Annotated in this window: 15 protein-coding genes, 1 other RNA gene and 1 pseudogene; 5 read left to right on the forward strand and 12 right to left on the reverse strand. The window is 69.2% G+C overall.

The features are described 5' to 3' along the window. Nucleotides 1-9 precede the first annotated feature (9 nt). Nucleotides 10-750 carry a sugar transferase gene (locus H8F25_RS08230; protein ID WP_197213094.1) on the forward strand — a complete coding sequence of 247 codons (741 nt, stop codon included), beginning with the start codon at nt 10-12 and terminating at the stop codon, nt 748-750. A gap of 13 nt (nt 751-763) precedes the next feature. Here H8F25_RS08230 and cbiB read toward each other — a convergent pair whose 3' ends face one another. The 5 genes and pseudogenes from cbiB to H8F25_RS08255 all read right to left on the reverse strand — a co-directional run. Then, on the reverse strand, nt 764-1813 hold the full coding sequence (gene cbiB / locus H8F25_RS08235) for an adenosylcobinamide-phosphate synthase CbiB (RefSeq protein WP_370525853.1): 1050 nt from the start codon (nt 1811-1813) through the stop codon (nt 764-766). Nucleotides 1814-2094: 281 nt separating this feature from the next. Then, nucleotides 2095-3087, reverse strand: coding sequence for a ketol-acid reductoisomerase (ilvC, locus tag H8F25_RS08240; RefSeq protein WP_197213095.1), 993 nt, complete (start codon nt 3085-3087; stop codon nt 2095-2097). Nucleotides 3088-3150: 63 nt separating this feature from the next. Then, nucleotides 3151-3753 carry an ATP-dependent Clp protease proteolytic subunit gene (locus H8F25_RS08245; RefSeq protein ID WP_197213096.1) on the reverse strand — a complete coding sequence of 201 codons (603 nt, stop codon included), beginning with the start codon at nt 3751-3753 and terminating at the stop codon, nt 3151-3153. 75 nt (nt 3754-3828) lie between these two features. Next, a complete protein-coding gene (locus H8F25_RS08250) occupies nt 3829-4512 on the reverse strand; it encodes an ATP-dependent Clp protease proteolytic subunit (RefSeq protein ID WP_197213097.1) in 684 nt (227 codons plus the stop codon). A 555-nt stretch (nt 4513-5067) separates the two neighbouring features. Further along, a pseudogene (locus H8F25_RS08255) lies at nt 5068-6129 on the reverse strand (PIN/TRAM domain-containing protein); the annotation flags it as partial. Between the two features lie 37 nt (nt 6130-6166). Between H8F25_RS08255 and hemW the strand changes: the two are divergent. After that, entirely contained in the window at nt 6167-7453 is a 1287-nt protein-coding gene (hemW, locus tag H8F25_RS08260) for a radical SAM family heme chaperone HemW (protein WP_197213101.1), read from the forward strand. Here hemW and H8F25_RS08265 read toward each other — a convergent pair. Further along, complete coding sequence (locus tag H8F25_RS08265) at nt 7389-8279, reverse strand: 3-methyl-2-oxobutanoate hydroxymethyltransferase (protein ID WP_197213102.1); 891 nt, start codon at nt 8277-8279, stop codon at nt 7389-7391. The two genes, hemW and H8F25_RS08265, sit on opposite strands and share 65 nt — an antisense overlap. A gap of 62 nt (nt 8280-8341) precedes the next feature. Between H8F25_RS08265 and ffs the strand changes: the two genes are divergently transcribed. Continuing rightward, an RNA gene (ffs, locus tag H8F25_RS08270) (signal recognition particle sRNA small type) lies at nt 8342-8438 on the forward strand. A 557-nt stretch (nt 8439-8995) separates the two neighbouring features. On the opposite strand, the gene ftsZ is transcribed toward ffs, so the two are convergent. The 6 genes from ftsZ to glsA form a co-directional block, all read right to left on the reverse strand. Further along, the gene (gene ftsZ, locus H8F25_RS08275; RefSeq protein ID WP_197213103.1) at nt 8996-10090 is read right to left on the reverse strand and encodes a cell division protein FtsZ; all 1095 of its coding nucleotides are present in this window, start codon (nt 10088-10090) and stop codon (nt 8996-8998) included. A gap of 241 nt (nt 10091-10331) precedes the next feature. Next, the gene (locus H8F25_RS08280; protein ID WP_231597272.1) at nt 10332-11258 is read right to left on the reverse strand and encodes a cell division protein FtsQ/DivIB; all 927 of its coding nucleotides are present in this window, start codon (nt 11256-11258) and stop codon (nt 10332-10334) included. Nucleotides 11259-11288: 30 nt separating this feature from the next. Next, a complete protein-coding gene (locus tag H8F25_RS08285) occupies nt 11289-11699 on the reverse strand; it encodes a hypothetical protein (protein ID WP_197213104.1) in 411 nt (136 codons plus the stop codon). Further along, on the reverse strand, nt 11696-12787 hold the full coding sequence (locus tag H8F25_RS08290; protein WP_197213105.1) for a D-alanine--D-alanine ligase family protein: 1092 nt from the start codon (nt 12785-12787) through the stop codon (nt 11696-11698). The genes H8F25_RS08285 and H8F25_RS08290 overlap by 4 nt, the downstream gene beginning before the upstream one ends. A 104-nt stretch (nt 12788-12891) precedes the next feature. Beyond that, on the reverse strand, nt 12892-14283 hold the full coding sequence (miaB, locus tag H8F25_RS08295; RefSeq protein WP_197213629.1) for a tRNA (N6-isopentenyl adenosine(37)-C2)-methylthiotransferase MiaB: 1392 nt from the start codon (nt 14281-14283) through the stop codon (nt 12892-12894). A 121-nt stretch (nt 14284-14404) separates the two neighbouring features. Beyond that, the gene (gene glsA / locus H8F25_RS08300) at nt 14405-16297 is read right to left on the reverse strand and encodes a glutaminase A (protein ID WP_197213115.1); all 1893 of its coding nucleotides are present in this window, start codon (nt 16295-16297) and stop codon (nt 14405-14407) included. 199 nt (nt 16298-16496) lie between these two features. Here glsA and H8F25_RS08305 point away from each other — a divergent pair, with 199 nt between their 5' ends. Further along, nucleotides 16497-17615: a dipeptide epimerase gene (locus H8F25_RS08305; protein WP_197213117.1), complete on the forward strand. Its 1119-nt coding sequence runs from the start codon at nt 16497-16499 to the stop codon at nt 17613-17615. After that, on the forward strand, nt 17609-18682 hold the full coding sequence (locus tag H8F25_RS08310) for a DUF1611 domain-containing protein (protein WP_197213119.1): 1074 nt from the start codon (nt 17609-17611) through the stop codon (nt 18680-18682). The genes H8F25_RS08305 and H8F25_RS08310 overlap by 7 nt, the downstream gene beginning before the upstream one ends. The last annotated feature ends 87 nt before the right edge of the window (nt 18683-18769 follow it).

The raw sequence follows: 18769 nt of genomic DNA on the forward strand, positions 1-18769 counted from the left end.
CGGGTGGGCATGGTTGCTTCATACGGAACGTTTGCACAACCCTTCGACGCCGCCGCCCTGGCGTCTGAACCTTCTCCGTTTGAGGCCTCTGCCAACCCCAGCGCCAGCCAGCTGATCGGTCTGCAGTCGCGCCGGTCGCGCACCTTCAAGCGGGCAGGCGACATCATTTTTTCGCTCACGGTGCTCACCCTGGGATCGCCGGTGTTCCTGGCACTGGGACTTCTGGTCAAGCTCACCTCACGCGGCCCCGTCTTCTACGTGCAGCAGCGCGTCGGACGCGACTACCGCAGTTTCGGCTGCATCAAGTTCCGAACCATGCGCCGCGATGCCGACAAGATTCTGAGCGCCCTGCTGTCGAGTTCTCCAGATCTTGAAGAGGAATTCCGCAACGACTACAAGCTCAGGAACGATCCGCGTATCACCCGCTTGGGCAAGTTCCTGCGACGCTCCAGCCTCGATGAACTGCCCCAGTTCCTGAATGTGCTCCGTGGCGAGATGAGCGTGGTCGGCCCTCGCCCGATCGTGCGCAACGAGCTTCCCCGCTATGGGGATCGGATGGAGGAGGTACTGGCAGTGCGTCCCGGCCTCACCGGCCTCTGGCAGGTCTCCGGCCGCAATAACCTCTCCTACGAAGAGCGTGTGCAGCTGGACGTTCGCTACGCCCGCCACCGCAGCGTGCTGATGGATCTCAGAATCATTCTCAAGACGGTGATGGTGGTGCTCGATCCTCGCGACCGCGGCGCCTACTGAGCCCCTCAGCGCGTCAGGACGGTCGCGAGAGCAGCAGAGCCAGAGCACCCGCCAACACCAACCAGAGAACCTCGAGGCGATCGCTGAGCCCCATGATGCGCTTCACCGCTTCCTGATCAGCAGGCGGCCGGCCGGCCGCCAACACGGGCTTGCGCCTCAGCCCGTCCGCATAACGGTTCACCCCTCCCAGGCGCACAGCCGCCGCATGGGCATAGGCCGCCTGGGAGACGCCGGCATTGGGAGAGGGATCGGCCGCACCATCCCGCAGCGCTGCCTGAAACCAGCGACCGCAGGCCCAGGGCCGGCCCGCCGCCCAGGGCAGGCTCAGCGCCACCAGGCGGCAGGGCAGCCAGGTGAGTGCATCATCGAGTCGCGCACCCGCCGTCCCCAGCCAGCGCAGGCGGCCACGCCGGTAGCCGAGCATGGAATCGAGGGTGCTGGCGGCCTTGAAGCTCCAGGCCAGCGCCAACGGACCGGGCACGGCGTCAACACCCGCCCGCAGGCCCCACGCCCACCAGGCGCCCCCCACCAGCATCCAGAACAGGGGCGCGAACAGGCCGTCGACGGCGTTTTCACTGGCGGTCTCCGCCGCTGCCCGCAGGATCTCCGGCTCGCTCAGCCCGCTGACATCGCGGCCCACAATCCACGCCAGGCGCTGACGCGCTTCCTGCAGATCCGGCAGCGCCTCCAGCACCTGATGCACCGCCTCTCGCAGGCTGCCGCCGGCCAGAGCACTCGCCAGGCCGATCAACAAAAGCGGCAAGCCCAGCACGGGTGCCACGAGCGCCAGTCGCTCCAGGCTCCAGCCTGCCAGGGCGCTGCCGAGCACCAGCAGCAACGTGATCCCGCCACCGACCGCCCGCAGCGCCGGCGGCCGATCCCCCGCCCAGGCCTCGGCCCCACCCCGCAACCGGGCGATGCACCAGCCCATCACCTGCACCGGATGGAGCAGACCGTGGGGGTCCCCGACAAGGCGATCAAGACCACAGGCCAGAGCCACCAGCAGCCAGACCTGCAGGCCCGGACCGGAGGCGGCCGGCAGCGGAGGCAGAGAAACGTTCAAACGAGGGCAGCGCAGAACGGGAGGACGCCTCCGGAACCCGCGATCAGGTCATGGGGCGCGGTCACATCGGTGGGTGTGGAGAACACGGCAGTCGGAGCGTGGGCCTGCGATGGGAAGGCAGGGCGCTCCTCCAGGGAGATCCCTGTCTGGGCGAGCGTGATGGCGCGAGGCCAGACCACGAAAAAGCCGCAGGTGCTTCCCGGACGGGAGACCCGCGGCCATGGCACCTTCCACCGGGCGAGGGGTGTCGCGACAAGCCGTTGCGACACCCGTGGAGGCAATCAGGCCTTCAGCCAGCTGAACATCGAGCGCAGTCCCTTGCCCACCTGCTCGATCGGGTGCTGAGAGTCGCGCTGGCGGATCCTGTTCATCTCCGGCTTGCCCGCCTCGCACTCCGCCACGAAGTTGCGGGCGAAGGTGCCGTCCTGGATGTCGGTGAGGATGCGCTTCATCTCCGCCTTGGTGTCGGCGGTGATCAGGCGCGGACCGCTGACGTAGTCGCCGTATTCGGCGGTGTTGGAGATCGAATCGCGCATGGCGGTGAGGCCGCCCTTGACCATCAGGTCGACGATCAGCTTCACCTCATGCAGGCACTCGAAGTAGGCCAGCTCGGGCTGGTAGCCGGCCTCCACCAGGGTCTCGAAGCCGGCCTTGACCAACTCGGACAGACCGCCGCAGAGCACCGCCTGCTCACCGAACAGATCGGTCTCGGTCTCCTCCTTGAAGTTGGTCTCGAGGATGCCGGCGCGGGTGCCGCCGATCGCCTTGGCATAGGCCATCGCCAGGTCACGGGCCTTGCCGCTGGCGTTCTGATGCACGGCGAACAGAGCGGGCACGCCCATGCCGTTCTGGTACTCCCAGCGCACCGTGTGGCCGGGGCCCTTGGGAGCGATCATCACCACGTCAACATCGGCGGGCGGCTGGATCAGGCCGAAGCGGATGTTGAACCCGTGAGCGAAGCTCAGCACCTTGCCGGCGCTCAGATGGGGAGCGATCTCCTTGGCGTAGACATCCTTCTGCACCTCGTCGGGAAGCAGCACCATGATCCAGTCGGCCTTGGCGCAGGCATCGGCGACGCTGAGCACCTCCAGGCCGTCGGCACGGGCCTTGTCGGCCGAGCGGCTGCCTTCATAGAGGCCCACCACCACGTTGACGCCGCTGTCCTTGAGGTTCAGGGCATGGGCATGGCCCTGAGAGCCATAGCCGATGATGGCCACCGTCTTGCCATTCAGCAGGCTGAGATCGGCGTCGGAGTCGTAGAAGAGCTGGGCCATCAGGGCGCGGCGGGCGGAGCAAACAGCGAGCCTACAAAAGGGCCGTTCCCCCCGACTCCCGGCTCAGGCCTCGCTCGGATGGGCGATCACCCGGTCGATCAGGCCGTATTCCACTGCCTCGGCCGCACTGAGGAAGTAGTCGCGGTCGGTGTCCCTGGCGATCTTCTCGAGTGGCTGACCGGTCATGTCAGCCATGCTCTGGTTGAGCATGTCCTTGATGCGCAGGATCTCGCGCGCCTCGATCTCGATGTCGCTGGCCTGGCGCTGGCTGGTCCCCCCCAGGGGCTGGTGGATCATGATCCTGCTGTGTGGCAGGGCCAGACGCTTGCCCTTGCTGCCTGCCGCCAGCAGGAAGGCGCCCATGGAGGCGGCCAGACCGACGCAGATGGTGACGACGTCACTCTTGACGTACTGCATCGTGTCGTAGATGGCCAGGCCGGCGGTCACCGATCCACCCGGCGAGTTGATGTAGAGATAGATCGGCTTGCTGCTGTCCTCCGAATCGAGATACAGCATCTGCGCCACCAGGCTGTTGGCGATGCCGTCGCTCACCTCCTGTCCCAGGAACAGGATCCGCTCGACACCCAGGCGTGTGTAGATATCGACCCAGCGCTCGTACTGGCTGCCGGGAAGGCGGTAAGGAACGCTCGGAGTGCCGATGGGCATGGTTCAGGGGTGGGAAGAACGGACGGGGGTCGTTGATGGGAAAAGGGGCTGGCCAGGGGCCGGAGCCTGCCCTCCTCAGCCGATGCCGGCTGCGGTGGCCACCGGCTGGTGCACGTCCTTGCGGCTGCTGAGCACCCGGTCGATCAGGCCGTACTCGCGCGCCTCCTCGGCGGTGAGATAGGTCATGCGGTCGGAATCGCGGGAGAGCTGCTCGACGCTCTTGCCTGTGTTGCCCGAGAGGATCTCGAGCATGGTGTGCTTGTTGTGCAGCACCTCCTTCGCCCGGATCTGGATGTCACTGGCCTGGCCGCGGGCGCCGGAGCGGGGCTGATGCAGCACGATCGAGGCATGGGGCAGAGCCGCCCGCTGCCCCTTGGTGCCGGCAGAGAGAATCATCGCGGCGGTCCCCATCGCCTGGCCGATGCAGATGGTGTGCACCGGCGGCTTGACATAGCGCAGGGTGTCGCAGATGGCGAAGGCCTCGGTCTCGAAGCCGATCGCATCTCCCGAATACCAGCTGGTGCCCGTGGAGTTGATGTAGAAGTAAATCGGCTTCTCTGGATTGTCGAATTCCAGATAGAGCAGCTGCGCGATGATCAATTCCGTCACATCGATGCCCATCTGCCGCTTGGCATCGTCGTCCGAGAACAGCGGCAGCCCCAGATAGACGATCCGCTCCTTCAGCAGCAGCGAAGGCAGATCGGGGGGAGGGGTGCGGAACACGGCCGAATCGCCGTAGTAGGGGGCCGAAGCCGTCATCCACGCACACTTTGGAGGGAACCCGGAGCCTAGCCGGGTCGGGGAGGCCGCCGTCCGCCGGCTCGGAACGAATGTCCCCTCCGCAGGCGAGAGCCCTGCCGGCGCCCAAGCCACAGCGGCAACCGAGCGAAACGGGCGAGCCGGCCGAGGGGGGCCTGCGGCCCATCAGGCGCGGTGCCACGCGTCCCTGCCGCTGGAGTGCCCGGCAGCGCATCACCAGCGGCAGGGTGTGACCTGCAGATGGGCGGGCACAGCAGCGGTCTCGCCTCAGCGACCGGAGCCTCGCCGTTCACGGCGCGAACCCGGCGCCGAGGCGCCGCGGTCACTGCCCTTGCCGGACCCGGCAGAGCGATCATTCGTGGGCTTCTCCGCGGGGGAAGGCAGCGGCACGGGGCCTAGGGACGTCGCGCGGTCGCTGGCGGCGCCTGAAGTGGTCCGGGCCGCGCTGGGATCGGCAGCGGCAGTGATCTCCGCGGTCGGTTGGGGCTCGGTGCGGGCAGCGTCACGGTCAGAGCCCTTCTCAGGGCTGGCTTTATCGGCGGCCTTCTCGAAGGCCCTCTCGCAGCGAGCGAACACCATCCGACCGGTGGGGGTCTGAAGGGCACCGGTGACGGTCACCGCCAGGCGCTCCCCGATGCGGCGGCGGGCGTCCTCCACCACCACCATCGTGCCGTCCTCCAGATAGCCGATGCCCTGGTCGGCCTCCTTGCCCTCCCGCACGATCTTGAGCTGGAGGTCGTCACCCGGCTGCACCTCGGGGCGCAGAGCGATCACCAGCTCGCTCAGATTGAGCGCCTTCAGATCCTGCACCACCGCCACCTGAGCCAGGTTGTAGTCGGCCGTCAGCAGGGTGCCACCGGTGTCGGCGGTGAGGCGCAGCAGCTTGTCATCGGCGCCGTTCCCCTCGTAACGGGTGGTGTTGACCACCAGGCGGCGGCCATAGCGCTCGCGCAGCTCCCCCAGGAGCTTCAGGCCGCGGCGACCCTTGCCGCGCTTCTCGGCGTTCGAGGAATCAGCCAGGGTCTGCAGTTCGTCGATGACGGCCTGAGCCACGATCACCTGGCCCTCCAGCAGCCCCGAATCGAGCAGACCGCGGATCCGGCCATCGATGATCACGCTGGTGTCGAGGATCTTGGCGCTGGCGGGCTGCAGCACACCCTCAGCCACCAGCAGTGCCTCAGCGCTGGTGGGGTTGAACAGGCGCAGCAGGGTGCGCCCATGCACCTCGGCGAGGTTGTAGCCCAGGACCCCGAAGAAGACGTTGCTGAGCACCGCCGCCAGCGGCTTCACCAGCACCACCTCCCAGGGCAGGGGCAGCAGCAGGATCGGGGCCAGCAGCAGATTGGCCACCAGTAACCCCAGGATCAGGCCAACGGCGCGGCTGATCAGCAGATCGGTGGGCATGCTGCGCACCTGAGCCATCAGGCGTTTGCGCAGCTGCTGGAAGAAGAAGCCCGCCAGCAGGCCGAAGAAGGCACCGAAACCGGCCAGCACGGTGCGCAGACCCTCGGGATTGGTCACCTGCAGCAGCAGCTTCTCGGGCAGCAGATCCACCCCCAGCCAGCCCGTGGCGGCGCCGGAGATCAGGAACAGCACCAGGATGAGGGTGTCCACCATGGCGTCGTCCGGAGGCCCGTCGCGTCAGCATCGCAGCATGCCCGATTCAGCGCCCGTTGCCAGGCCTGGGTTACCGCCCTTGAACCCGCGCTCGGCCTATCTGCACATCCCCTTCTGCCATCGGCGCTGCTTCTACTGCGATTTCGCCGTGGTTCCCCTTGGAGACCGAGCCGATGGCGCGGAGGGCCCCGGGTCCGCGTCGATCGCGAGCTACCTGAATCTGCTGCGACGCGAGATCGCCCAGTCCCCGGATGGCCCCCCTCTGTCGACGGTGTATCTGGGGGGCGGCACCCCTTCGCTGCTCACCCCCGACCAGGTCGGCGGCCTCCTCGAGGCTCTGCAGCGCCGCTTCGGCCTGGCGCCCGGTGCCGAGATCAGCCTGGAGATGGATCCGGCGAGCTTCGATCAGCCGCGCCTGCAGGGCTATCTGTCGGCCGGCATCAACCGCGTCAGCCTCGGCGGTCAGAGCTTCGACGATGCCGTGCTCGCCGACCTGGGCCGACGTCACCGGGCCGCCGATCTGCTGGAGGCCGCCGGCTGGCTGCGGGAGGCACAGCGGCGCGGGGCGCTGCGCAGCTGGAGCCTCGATCTGCTGCAGGCCCTGCCGGGGCAGGATCCGCCGCGCTGGCGGGAACAACTGGCGCAGGCGATCGCCCTGGAGCCGCCCCACCTCTCGATCTACGACCTGATCGTGGAGCCGGGCACCGTGTTCGCGTTCCGCCAGCGCCATGGGCAGCTGAACCTGCCGGAGGAGGACACCGCTGCCGACCTGATGCTGCTCACAGGCCGGCACCTGGCGGCGGCGGGCTACGGCCACTACGAGATCTCCAACTACGCCCTGCCCGGCCATGCCAGCCGCCACAACCGCGTGTACTGGAGCGGGGCCGGCTGGTGGGGCTTCGGCATGGGCGCCACCGCCGCCCCGCACGGCGTGAGGCAGGCACGCCCCCGCACCCGAGAGGCCTATGCCGCCTGGCTGTCTGAGCAGAAGCGGCCCCCGGAGTCCGGGATGGGCTCCGTCGATGCGCCCCCTGCAGGGATCGGCGACACGGAGGAGCCTGGGGTGGACTGGGAGGACCGCTGGCTGGTGGGGCTGCGGCGCCGGGAAGGGGTGCATGCCGAACGGCTGTTCGAGGCGGTGGGGCTGGGTCCTCGGATGCTGAACGGGCTGCGCGAGCGGCTGGCCGCGTTCGAGCAGCAGGGCCTGCTGCAGGTGGAGGGCCCGCGCTGGCGGCTCAGCGATCCCGAGGGGCTGGCCCTCAGCAACGCGGTGCTGCGTGAGCTTCTGGTCTGGTGGGAGGAGCGACAGCCGACAGGCCGCTGATCCACTGACGCAGTGCCGTGGTCGCCAGAGCGCGACCCTCGAGCAGTGGCGGCGAGAAGGGAGGCTGGCGCTCCGTCAGACCGAGCAGGTCGGCCGTGACACGCACCTGCCCGTCGCAGCCGTCGCCGGCGCCGATGCCGATCACCGGGATCCGCAGGCTGCGGCTCACCTCCAGCGCCAGCGTGGAGGGCACATGCTCGAGCACCAGGGAGAAGCAACCCACGGCCTCCAGGCGCTCCGCCTGCCGCCGCAGGCGCTCCTGGGCCAATGGGTCGCGGGCCTGGCGGCGGTAGCCGAGCTGATGCACCGACTGAGGAGTCAGACCGAGGTGCCCCATCACCGGAATGCCGCTGCGCACCATGCGGTCGATCACCGCCAGGGTCTCGGGTTCAGCGCCTTCGAGCTTCACCGCTGCCGCAGGGGACTCCTTCAGCACCCGTCCGGCAGCGGCCAGGGCCTCATCGGCGCTGCACTGATAGGCGAGAAAGGGCAGATCACAGATCAGCAGCGGCGTGCGCGGCAGCGGCCGACGAACCAGCGCATCGGCACGCTCCTCTGCGGTCGCGGGCGGATCAGGGTGGCGCAACCGCTGCAGGGCCCAGGCCTCAAGACCCCGCCCGACGGCGCGGGTGTGATGCAGCATCTCGTCGAGGGTCACCGGCAAGGTGGTGCCATGGCCGAGAACCGTCATCGCCAGGGAGTCCCCCACCAGAAGCGCATCAGCTCCGGCCTCAGCCACCACGGCGGCGGAGAGGGCGTCCCAGGCGGTGAGCACCGAGATCGGCCGCCCCTCCTGCTTCCGGAGCTGTAGATCGGCGGGACGCATCGTCACGACTGGCGGGAAACCGGCAGGGTCCGGTGGGGAGGGGCCATTGCTAGCATCATCGCGACTCGGACCCACGCGGCCCGGACGCCCAAATCTGGTCAGGACCGGAAGGGAGCAGCCACACGGGATGCTCAGGGCAGGCGTGGTCTCCGGGTCACCACATGCAGAGGTGACCGACCCTCACGGGCCGAGTCGTCGCAGTCCGGCTGGTCCGCTGTCGACCAGAGGCCTCTTCTCAGCTAAGGGAGCTCGTCAGCAGCCGCGCCCCCCGGCCCAAGGACGCGGCTGAGGGGAGCGCTCAAGGTCCGGGATGGCGAAGTCCTCCCCGTGCCACTTCGCCGAAGGTGGTGAGTGGGTGTCTTGTGCGATGGGTTTCTTCCGCGATCTTTCCGGAGCCCGGCAAGCCTCAGGAGACCGGACCAATCCCGATCGGATTCGCACAACGTCTGTTCGGAGCGACGGCTTTTCGGCAGGACAGCTGTTCGGCCCGACGCCTCTGCTCCTGTGCTTTGCAATCGCGGTGGACGGCGAACAAGATGGAGAGGCGGCGGACGAACGACCGTCTCAGCGGCTCTCACCGGCGCGGGGCAGGAGCACCCGCCTGGGTTCCAGACTCAACGATCCCACCGGCGAGCCAGGCTCAGGGACACCACTCCATGGGAGGGATGTCCCTGAGCCTGGCTCGGGATCGGGTCTGAAGGGCACAAACAGCCGGTTCAGTCGATGCGGGTCTGACGATTGAGGAGGAAGGGTGGAATCATGGCGCCGCGGTCCTCGCTGGAGGAGGTGGCCGTGAGCGGCTCGGTGAAGCTGCTAGGCCTGGGTTCGGGACGGTAGGTGGCGCCGCTGTCGAAGCCCGTGGCGATCACCGTGACGTGGATCTCGCCCTCGAGCGCCTCATCCACCACCGCACCCACGATGATGTTGGCGTCGGGATCGACCATGTCGTAGATCACTTCAGAGGCCGTGGTCATGTCCTCGAGGGTCATGTCCTTGCCGCCACTGATGTTGATCACGCAGCCGCGGGCACCATCGATCCGGGCCGACTCCAGCAACGGCGAAGTCATCGCCGCCTGGGCAGCCTCGCTGGCACGGGAACGACCGGAACCGACGCCGATGCCGAGCAGGGCGGTGCCGGCATCAGCCATCACCGAGCGCACGTCAGCGAAGTCGACATTGACCAGGCCCGCCTTGGTGATGATGTCGCTGATGCCCTTGACGCCCATGCGCAACACATCATCGGCGGCACGGAAGGCATCCTGAAGCGGGGCACCGGCGATCGCATCCCGCAGGCGGTCATTGGGGATGACGATCAGGGTGTCGACATGCTCCGCCAGCCGAGCGATGCCCTCCTCGGCCTGGCGCAGGCGCTTGCGGCCTTCGAACCCGAAAGGCTTGGTGACGATGCCCACGGTGAGGGCGCCGCACTCCTTGGCCACCTCGGCCAGGATCGGTGCCGCCCCGGTGCCGGTGCCGCCACCCATGCCGGCAGCGATGAACACCAGGTCGGTGCCCTGCAGGGACTGCTGCAGCTCGGTTCTCGACTCCTCCGCTGCCTTCTGGCCGATGACCGGGTTGCCACCGGCGCCGAGGCCGCGGGTCAGCTTCTGGCCGAGCTGGATGCGATTGCTCGCCGAGGACTGGAGCAGAGCCTGGGCGTCGGTGTTGAGCACCCGATAACCCACCCCCTGCAGATCAGAGGCGATCATGCGGTTCACGGCGTTGCTGCCGCCCCCGCCGACTCCAATGACCTCGATGCGGGCCGTCTGACTCGGAACGATCCCGTTGGCGCTGGGCGAGGTCTCGGTCATGTGGTGGGGCTCGTCGTAGGGGGGCGCCGCAGGCTCGGGAGACGGGGGAACGGACACAGCCAGGCCTGGATCAAGGACCTTCGCCGGAGGAAATCCGTTGGACTGCGGTTGCATTATGTCGGGGGGGAGGGCCCAGGCCTGGTGTGAGTAGAACAGATTGTCCCCAAATGCAGCGCCAGGCAATCACCTGTGTGCGATGGCTGGCGGACCGCGGCGAGTTTAGTGGGGGAGTGGGGTGTACTTACTGGCCCCCTGGAGGCCTGCGGGCCGTCGCCGGACTGCCCTCATCGAGGATGCGCACCGCACCGGCCAGGCTGAGCTCAGGCTGTTCAGGGTCGCTGAGATCGATCCACTCCGGCCGCTTGCCGCGGATCTGGGCGGGCAGCGTGCGATTGAGGTGTGAGGCCACCTCCAGGCGTCGTCGCAGCTGCCCGTCGACAGGACCGAGGCGCAGGGAGCCGAGTTCCCTGGTGGTCAGCCACAGGTCACCGCTCTCATCGAAGCGGACCTCCTTGAGACCCGGACCGATCAAGGCTCGGTTAGCCAGCACCGCAGCCAGGGCCGGGCGGTGCCGCTCCTGCCAGCCGATCACCATGATGTCGCTGTGGGGCTGAATCGCCAGCCCTGCGCTCTGGCGCTGATCGATCCAGTTGCCGACGCGATCGATGAAGCCCGGCTCAGGGCCATGGAGACCGCGCCGCTGGGCGCGGGCCAGCGCCTGGCGATCCACCAGTTCCACCCGCAGACGAGGCGGCAGCATCCAGCGGCTGACGCGCACCTGCTCCACCGGCAGAGCGGCCGAAAGCGTGGCTCTCAGTTCACGCGGGCGCAGGGCCAGCAGCGGCAGCGGGAAGCGCAGCTGACCCGCCTGGATCACCTGCTCGCGGCTGACCATGCGGCTGCCGCTGACCTCGACCTGCGACGGGCTCTGCAGCATCCAGCCCTGTCGCAGAAGCACCGTGGCCAGGCCGGCCGAGAGGCCGCTGAAGACCACCAGCCTCCAGAGATTGCGCCACCGCTCGGCCCGGCGCTGCTGGCGGAGCTCCCGTCGACGCGCCGCGCCCGGCGGCAGGGGAACGGTCGCCGCCGGCGTGGCACGCGGGGAGGCTTCCGCCGCCTCAGGGGATGGATCGCTGTCGCTGCCCGTGGTCATGGAGGAGGCACTCATCGTTCCGGGGTGGACATGGCGGTGGGGGATTCAGAGATCGCAGCGGGAGCGGGCCATGAGCTCGCCGATCCACTGGCGGGCACGCTGGGCATCGGCGAAGGGAAGATCCTTCTGCTGGCCGCCGCCCACCAGACGCAGCCGGCAGGCGCCCTGACTCTCCTCGGTGAGGGGCGCCTCCCCGGAATGCAGGGACAGCAGTTCGACCAGTTCCAGAGTCTTGATGACGAATTCGCCCTCCGGCTCGAAGCGACCCGCCGAGAAGCGACTCCAGGTGAGCAGACCATCACGCAGGCGAGCGGCACCGCAGGCATCGAGCTTGGCCAGCTCGGCGCCCTCCGCCCATTCACGGAACAATCGCTGACGCCGGCGCTCCAGCCAGCCCAGGCCGGTGAGCAGAACGAACACCAGCAGCAGCGGCAACCAGAGCAGGCCGTGGCTCATGGGTGGATCTCCCCAGGGGAGTGATGAGGCGCCAGCGATTCTCTCGCTCCCCGCACGAGTTCGTGGACCAGATCGGGGAGCTCCAGACCGCTGGCCTGCCACAGCATCGGATACATGCTCAGGCTGGTGAAGCCGGGGAAGGTGTTGATCTCGTTGAGCCAGAGAGCGCCCGTGGCTTCCTCGTAAAAGAAGTCGACACGCGACAGGCCGCTGGCGGCGACGGCATGACAGGCCTCGATCGCCATGCGGCGCACCCGCTCAGCCACATCCCCGGGAACCTGCGCCGGGATCACGGTATGGCTGAGACCATCGCTGTACTTGGTGTCGTAGTCGTACCAGTCGGCGTCGAAGCGGATCTCGCCCACCACCGACGCCCGCAGCTCGCGCGTGCCCAGCACCGCACACTCCAGCTCGCGGGCCTGCACCCCCTGCTCCACCACGAGGCGCGGATCGAGAGCCGCAGCAGTGCGCAGACCCTGCAGAAGAGTGTCGCGATCGCTCGCCTTGCTGATCCCCACCGAGGAGCCGAGATTGGCCGGCTTGACGAAACAGGGGAAGCCCAGCCGGGCCTCGAGACGATCGAGAAGAGCCTCGGGAGCGGCCGCCAGCTCGGCCGCCTGCACACAGACGTACGGCACCTGGGGGAGTCCGGCGGCCGCGAAGGCCGCCTTCATCGCCTGCTTGTCCATACCGACCGCGGAGCCCAGCACCCCGGAGCCCACAAACGGCACCTGCATCAGGGTGAACAGCCCCTGGATGGTGCCATCCTCCCCATTGGGGCCATGCAGCACCGGCAGCCACACCTCCACATCCAGAGCTCCGGCAGGGAAGCCCTGGAAACCGGGGCGGGACACCGCGCCAAGCTCCTCGGGCCTCGCCGGGGTCCCCGCCTGCAGCACCGCCTGCGCCTCCGGCTCGCCCCACCAGCGCCCCAGCTGATCGATATAGAAGCAGCGCACCAGGTAGCGCTCGGCGTTGGCGCCCTGCCGCAGAGCCCCGAGCACGGTGGCGGCCGAGCGAATCGAGACGGCGTGCTCGCCGGAGGCCCCCCCGAACACCAGACCGACGCAGACGGGAGAGTGGGGCATCCGGACGCGCAGCAGCGCCCTGGGGGAGCGCCATCGAAACGGCGCCAAACGTATCAGTGATCCCGCCGCTGACCAGGGGGCGGCGACGGCTGTCGCGCCGGGATTCAGACCAGCGAGCCGCTGAGGGAGAAGGAACGCACGGTGTCGATCCGCACCTCCACCAGGTCGCCGGGGACGATGGCGGTGCCGTCCGGGCGCCGGGCGGGGAAGAAGGTGAGCCGGTTGGTGCGCGTCCGCCCCATCACCTGCTCGGGATCCCGGGGGTTGCCGCCCTCCACGAGCACCTGCTCAAGCCGATCCTGGTAGCGGGCGCTGCGCAGTCGGGCGACCCGCTCCACCAGGGCGTTGAGCTCCTGCAGGCGCTCCACCTTGACGCTCTCCTCGAGCTGTTCGGGCCAGTCGGCGGCCGGGGTGCCGGGACGGGGTGAATAGGCGGCGGTGTTCACCTGATCGAAGCCGATCTCCTCGATCAGGGCGAGCGTGCGGCGGTACTGGGCATCGCTCTCACCCGGGAATGCCACGATCACATCGGCGCTGATCGCCGCGTCGGGCATGCGCGAGCGGATGCGGTCGATGATGCGGCGGTAGCGATCCACCGTGTAGCCGCGGGCCATGGCGCGCAGGACATCGTCGTCACCGCTCTGGAACGGGATGTGGAAGTGCTCGCAGACCTTGGGCAGATCGGCGCAGGCATCGATCAGCCGCTCGGTGAAGTAACGGGGGTGGCTGGTGGCGAAGCGCAGCCGCTCGATGCCCTCCACCTCATGCACGTGGTACAGCAGGTCGGTGAGCGTGTGGGCGCGGCGGCCCTCCGGAGTGATGCCCGGCAGATCGCGGCCGTAGGCGTCGATGTTCTGCCCCAGCAGGGTGATCTCGCGGTACCCCAGCTCCGCCAGCCCATCCATCTCCAGGCGGATCGCCTGGGGCAGACGCGACTGCTCCTTGCCGCGCACCGAGGGCACCACGCAGTAGGTGCAGCGCTCGTTGCAGCCGTAGATGACATTCACCCAGGCACAGACCCGGCTGTCGCGGCGGGCGGTGGTGATGTCCTCAAGGATGTGGTGCTCGTCGGTGGCCACCACCTGCTGGCCCTGTTCGACGCGTTCCAGCAGGGTGCCGAGCCGGTTGGCGTGCTGGGGCCCCATCACCAGATCGAGCTCGGGCACACGGCGCAGCAGCGCCTCTCCCTCCTGCTGGGCGACGCAGCCGGCGACGACCAGGGTGAGGTTGGGGTTGGCGCGCTTGCGCTGCGCCTGGCGGCCCAGGTAGCTGTAGACCTTCTGCTCGGCGTTGTCGCGGATGGTGCAGGTGTTGTAGAGGACCAGATCGGCCTCCAGCTCCGCCGGCGCCTCGCGATAGCCCATCGCCTCGAGGATGCCGGCCATGCGCTCCGAGTCGGCCTTGTTCATCTGGCAGCCGAAGGTGGTGATCCAGTAGCTGCCGCGGCCGGACGGTCCGGGTGAGCCGACCGGATCCGGAACGCCACCGGGCTGCATCGAACCGGGGCCCGTGAAGGCCGCCTCCGGATCGCTGGTGCTGCTGACGTGGGCTGGCGAGGTGATCACCCGGGAGGTGCTGGTCATCGCCTCATTCTCGGACACCGGCCCTGGCAGCCACTCACCCGAGCTCGAGCAGGCAGAGCTGCAGGCTGGCGCGGGCCAGCTTGATGCCGATGTCGGCGGCGATGGCCACCAGCAGCGCGCAGGCCGCCTCGGGATTGTCGCGGCGCAGGTCCTCGAAGTCGTTCCGGCGGAGCTCCCAGCAGCTCCCCCCTCCGAGGCAGACGATGTCGGCGGTGCGGGGGGTGTCGCCCAGGAAGCCGATCTCGCCGAAGCACATGCCCGGGGAGAAGGTGGCGAGCCTGGTGCGTGGGCCGGCGGTGCCGGCCGGGGAGAGACCCAGGCTGGTCTCGTAGAGGCCCTCGCGGGCGATCAGCAGACAGTCGCTGCGCTCACCGCGGCGGATCACCACCTCACCATCGGCGAAGCGGCGGGAGTGCAGCAGAGGTTGAATCACCTCGCGAACCGTCGGATCCAGGCTCTCCACCAGCTCCCCATACCCGTCACCGCTTGCCACCTGATCCATCCGGGGCTGATCGGCGGTCGGTCGTTCCAGCAGCAGGTCCTCGGCGGCCTCCAGGGCGCGATCGAGGCTCTCGAACCAGCGAAGCCCCGCCAGACCGTCGGCCCCGGCGGCGTCGCCGCCATCGGCTCCGAGCAGGTCCACCGGAGTCAGGAGAACCTCCGTTCCGGCCTGCTCCAGCGCGGCCAGCTGGCGTCGCAACAGCGGCCTGCAGCTCACCTGAAGCTCCACCACCCGGCCGAGATCGAGCACCAGCAGATCCGCCGCGGCCGCCGTCTCCTCCAGTCGCGTGAGCAGGACCTCACAGGCTCCGGCATCGAGCACCCCCTGCACCTGCAGCACCCGCAGCCGCTCCCCCGTCGCGTTCAGCTGCCTGAGATCCCGTGCCGGCCTGAGGCGCCGCGACTGCATCCACTCACCGTTGCTGCTGCGATGAATGGGATCGTGGCCCGCCGGGTTCTGGTCGTAGAGGTGCAGCCCCAGACGCTCGGACAGCTCCTCGCACACCGCGATGCCGCGCACACTGTTGCCGAAGCGATCGAGCCTGGGGGACCACACCGCCAGCCCGAACAGGCCCGGGACCACCGCCAGCACCCCACCGGCCACGCCGCTCTTGGCAGGCATCCCCACATCGTGGAGCCAGTGGCCGGCGTAGTCGTACATGCCGCAGGTGCCCATCAGGGCGAGCATGCGGGTGCAGGTGCCGCGGCTGAGCAGCCGCCGGCCGCTGATCGGCTGCACCCCCTGACAGGCCAGGGTCGCCGCCATCAGGGCCAGATCCCGGCAGGTGACGGAGATGGCGCACTGGCGGAAGTAAAGATCCAGCGACGGCTCGGGGTCCTCCTCGATCACACCGGCATTGCGCAGCAGATGGCTGATGGCCCGGTTGCGGTGGCCCGTGTCGCGCTCCGAGACGTACACCGCCTGATCGATCTCCAGGGGCCGGCCGGCGAGCCCCGAGAAGTGATCCAGCAGCAGATCGATGGCCCCATGGCCTGCCAGCTGCTGCACCTGGGCGGTGGTGGCGATGGCGCCGGCGTTGATCATCGGATTGCGGGGAATGCCGCTGTCCGGATCGAGGCTGATGGCGTTGAAGGCCTCCCCTGAAGGCTCCACACCCACCTTGCGGCGCATCCACGCCTCGTTGCGCTGCTCCAGGGCCAGCCCATAGACGAAGGGCTTGGAGATCGACTGGATCGTGAAGGGCACCTCCGTGTCGCCGACGCTGTAGACGCGGCCGTCGGCGGTGGCCAGGGCGATGCCGAAGCCGTCCGCATGGGCGCGGGCGAGTTCGGGGATGTAATCCGCCACGGCTCCATCGCGCCGCTCCCGATGGCGCTGATGCAGCTCTTCGAGCAGTGCCTGGAAGGCGGAGGCCCCACTCGGGACAGCGGTCGCCGGATCGGACGGCACGGCGGAGGAGATCACGGAGATGGGGGATGAAGGGGCGCTGGTGCGGCGAGGACGGGACGCGGGGCCACCGCGGCGCGGGCTGGTGACGACGAGACGTTTGGGCCCGGACCTCAGGAAAGGAGCCCATGGGATCCTGAGACCCGTTCATCTCATGTCACAGGCTGCGTCTCCGCCGTCGCCGCGGCTACCGCTTGCCCTGTGGCAGCGTGAAGGGATGGATCTGCAGCTGCGCCGCTTCCCGCTCACCAAGGCCGTGCCTCTGGCGATCAGTCGCGGCACCACCGCCTCGGTGGAGCATCTGCTGGTGGAGGTGATCCACGACGGCATTCGCGGCATCGGCGAGACCGGCGGCTTCGACACCGGCCACCGCCGCTACGACACCGCCGAACTTGAGGCCGAACTGGCGGCCCTGCGGCCCCACCTGTCGGGCCCGGCCCCCCAGCCCATGCAGTGCCTGGAGCCGCTGCTGGCCCAGCTCTCGCCCCCGGCGCGCTGCGGGCTGGATCTGGCGCTGCACGACTGGCTGGGGAAACGGTCCGGGATGCCCCTGCATCACCTGTGGGGTCTGGATGGCAGCCGCGGCAGCGCCACCAGCGTGACCCTGGGACTGGGCACGGTGGATGAGGTTCTGGCCCGCCTCGAGCGCTGGTGGGAGCAGCTGCCGGCGACGCGCATCAAGCTCAAGCTCGGCAGCCCCGAGGGCCTGGAGCACGACCGCTCCCTGGTGGAGGCCGTGAGCGGAGCGCTGGAGGCGCGTCGGCAGCGACTCGGCCAGAACCTGGAGCTGCAGGTGGACGCCAATGGCGGCTGGGACAGCGACGGAGCGAGGGCGATGGCCCAGCTGCTGGCCGTTCACGATGTGGTGCTGCTGGAGCAACCCCTGGCGGCCCTTGAGGATCCCGAGGCGGACTGCGCCGCCTTCGCCTCGCTGGATCTCGACTGTCCGATGCCGCTGGTGGCCGATGAGAGCTGCTGGAACCTGCAGGACCTGCTGCGGTTGGCGCCCTACGTGGACGGGGTGAACATCAAGCTGCTCAAGAGCGGCGGCCTCAGCGAAGCGCTGCTGATGGCCCGCACCGCGCGGCGCCTCGGCCTGGAGGTGATGGTGGGCTGCTACTCCGACAGCGCCCTGCTCAACGGCGCCGCCGCCCAGCTGCTGCCGCTGGTGCGGTGGCCCGACCTGGACAGCCATCTGAATCTGGTGGACGACCCCTTCGAGGCCCCGCCCCTGGAGGGCGATCAGCTACGGGCCGGTTCGGGTCCCGGGCTTGGGGTGTCGCTCCGCCCGGGCGCCTGGCCCAGCGCCTCGGCTGCAGGAGGCCCCGGATGCTGACCCCCGACACGCCGGTGGTGCTGTTGCAGCACGGCGGCCTCGACAACCTCTCCGGCAAGACGGGTCTGGCGATGCTGCGCCATCGCGGCGGTCCGATCGTGGCCGTGATCGATCCGGCCCATGCCGGCGCGGATCTCAGGGCTGTCACCGGCATCGACCGCGACGTTCCGGTGGTGGCCGACATGACCGCGGCCCTGGCCTGTGGGCCGAAGGCGGCGGTGGTGGGGCTGGCGCCTTCGGGCGGGCGCCTGCCGGAGGAGATGGAGGCGGATGTGCTGCTGGCCCTGGAGGCAGGCCTGAACCTGGCGAGCGGCCTGCACAGCCGCCTCGCCGACGATCCCCGCTTCGCCGCCGCCTGCCGTCGGCCGGGCCAGTGGATCTGGGATCTGCGCCGCGAGCCCGAGGGGCTGGAGGTGGCCACGGCCCGCTGCGCCGCCCTGCCCTGCCGGCGGCTGCTGGCGGTGGGATCCGACATGGCGGTGGGCAAGATGAGCGCCTGTCTGGAGCTGGCCGCTGCGGCCCTTCAGCGAGGCCTCGATGCCCGCTTCGTCGGCACCGGACAGGCCGGCATCCTGATCAGCGGCCAGGGGGTGGCGCTCGACGCGGTGCGCGTCGACTACGCCGCCGGGGCGGTCGAGGCGGCCGTGCTGCAGGCCGCCGAGGGCGCCGGCCCCGGGACGCTCATGCTGGTGGAGGGCCAGGGATCCCTGTGCCATCCCGGATCCACAGCCACCCTGCCGCTGCTGCGCGGCAGTCAGCCCACGGATCTTCTGTTGGTGCACCGCGCCGGCCAGAGCCAGGTGCGCACCCGCCCAGGAGCGGCCCCGGTGGCGATCCCGCCGCTGCCGGAGGTGATCGCGGCGCTGGAAGCGGTCGCGGCCCAGGGGCGGCCTGATGGAGTGCGGCCGCGGGTGAAGGCGGTGGCGCTGAACACCGCCCTGCTGAGTGACGCCGCAGCCGAGGCGGCCATCCAGCAGACCGTTGAACTCACGGGCCTGCCCTGCGGCGATCCCGTCCGTCAGGGGGGAGATGGCCTGCTGGCGGCCCTGGTGGGTGCCTTCGCCTGAGGTTGCCGATCCTGGGCGTCATGGCCTTCCTCCGGGCAGCCGGGCATGTCGCCAGCACAAAAAAGCCCGGCGTGAAGATCACGACCG

This window comes from Synechococcus sp. CBW1004, from assembly GCF_015840715.1.
GTDB lineage: Bacteria > Cyanobacteriota > Cyanobacteriia > PCC-6307 > Cyanobiaceae > Cyanobium.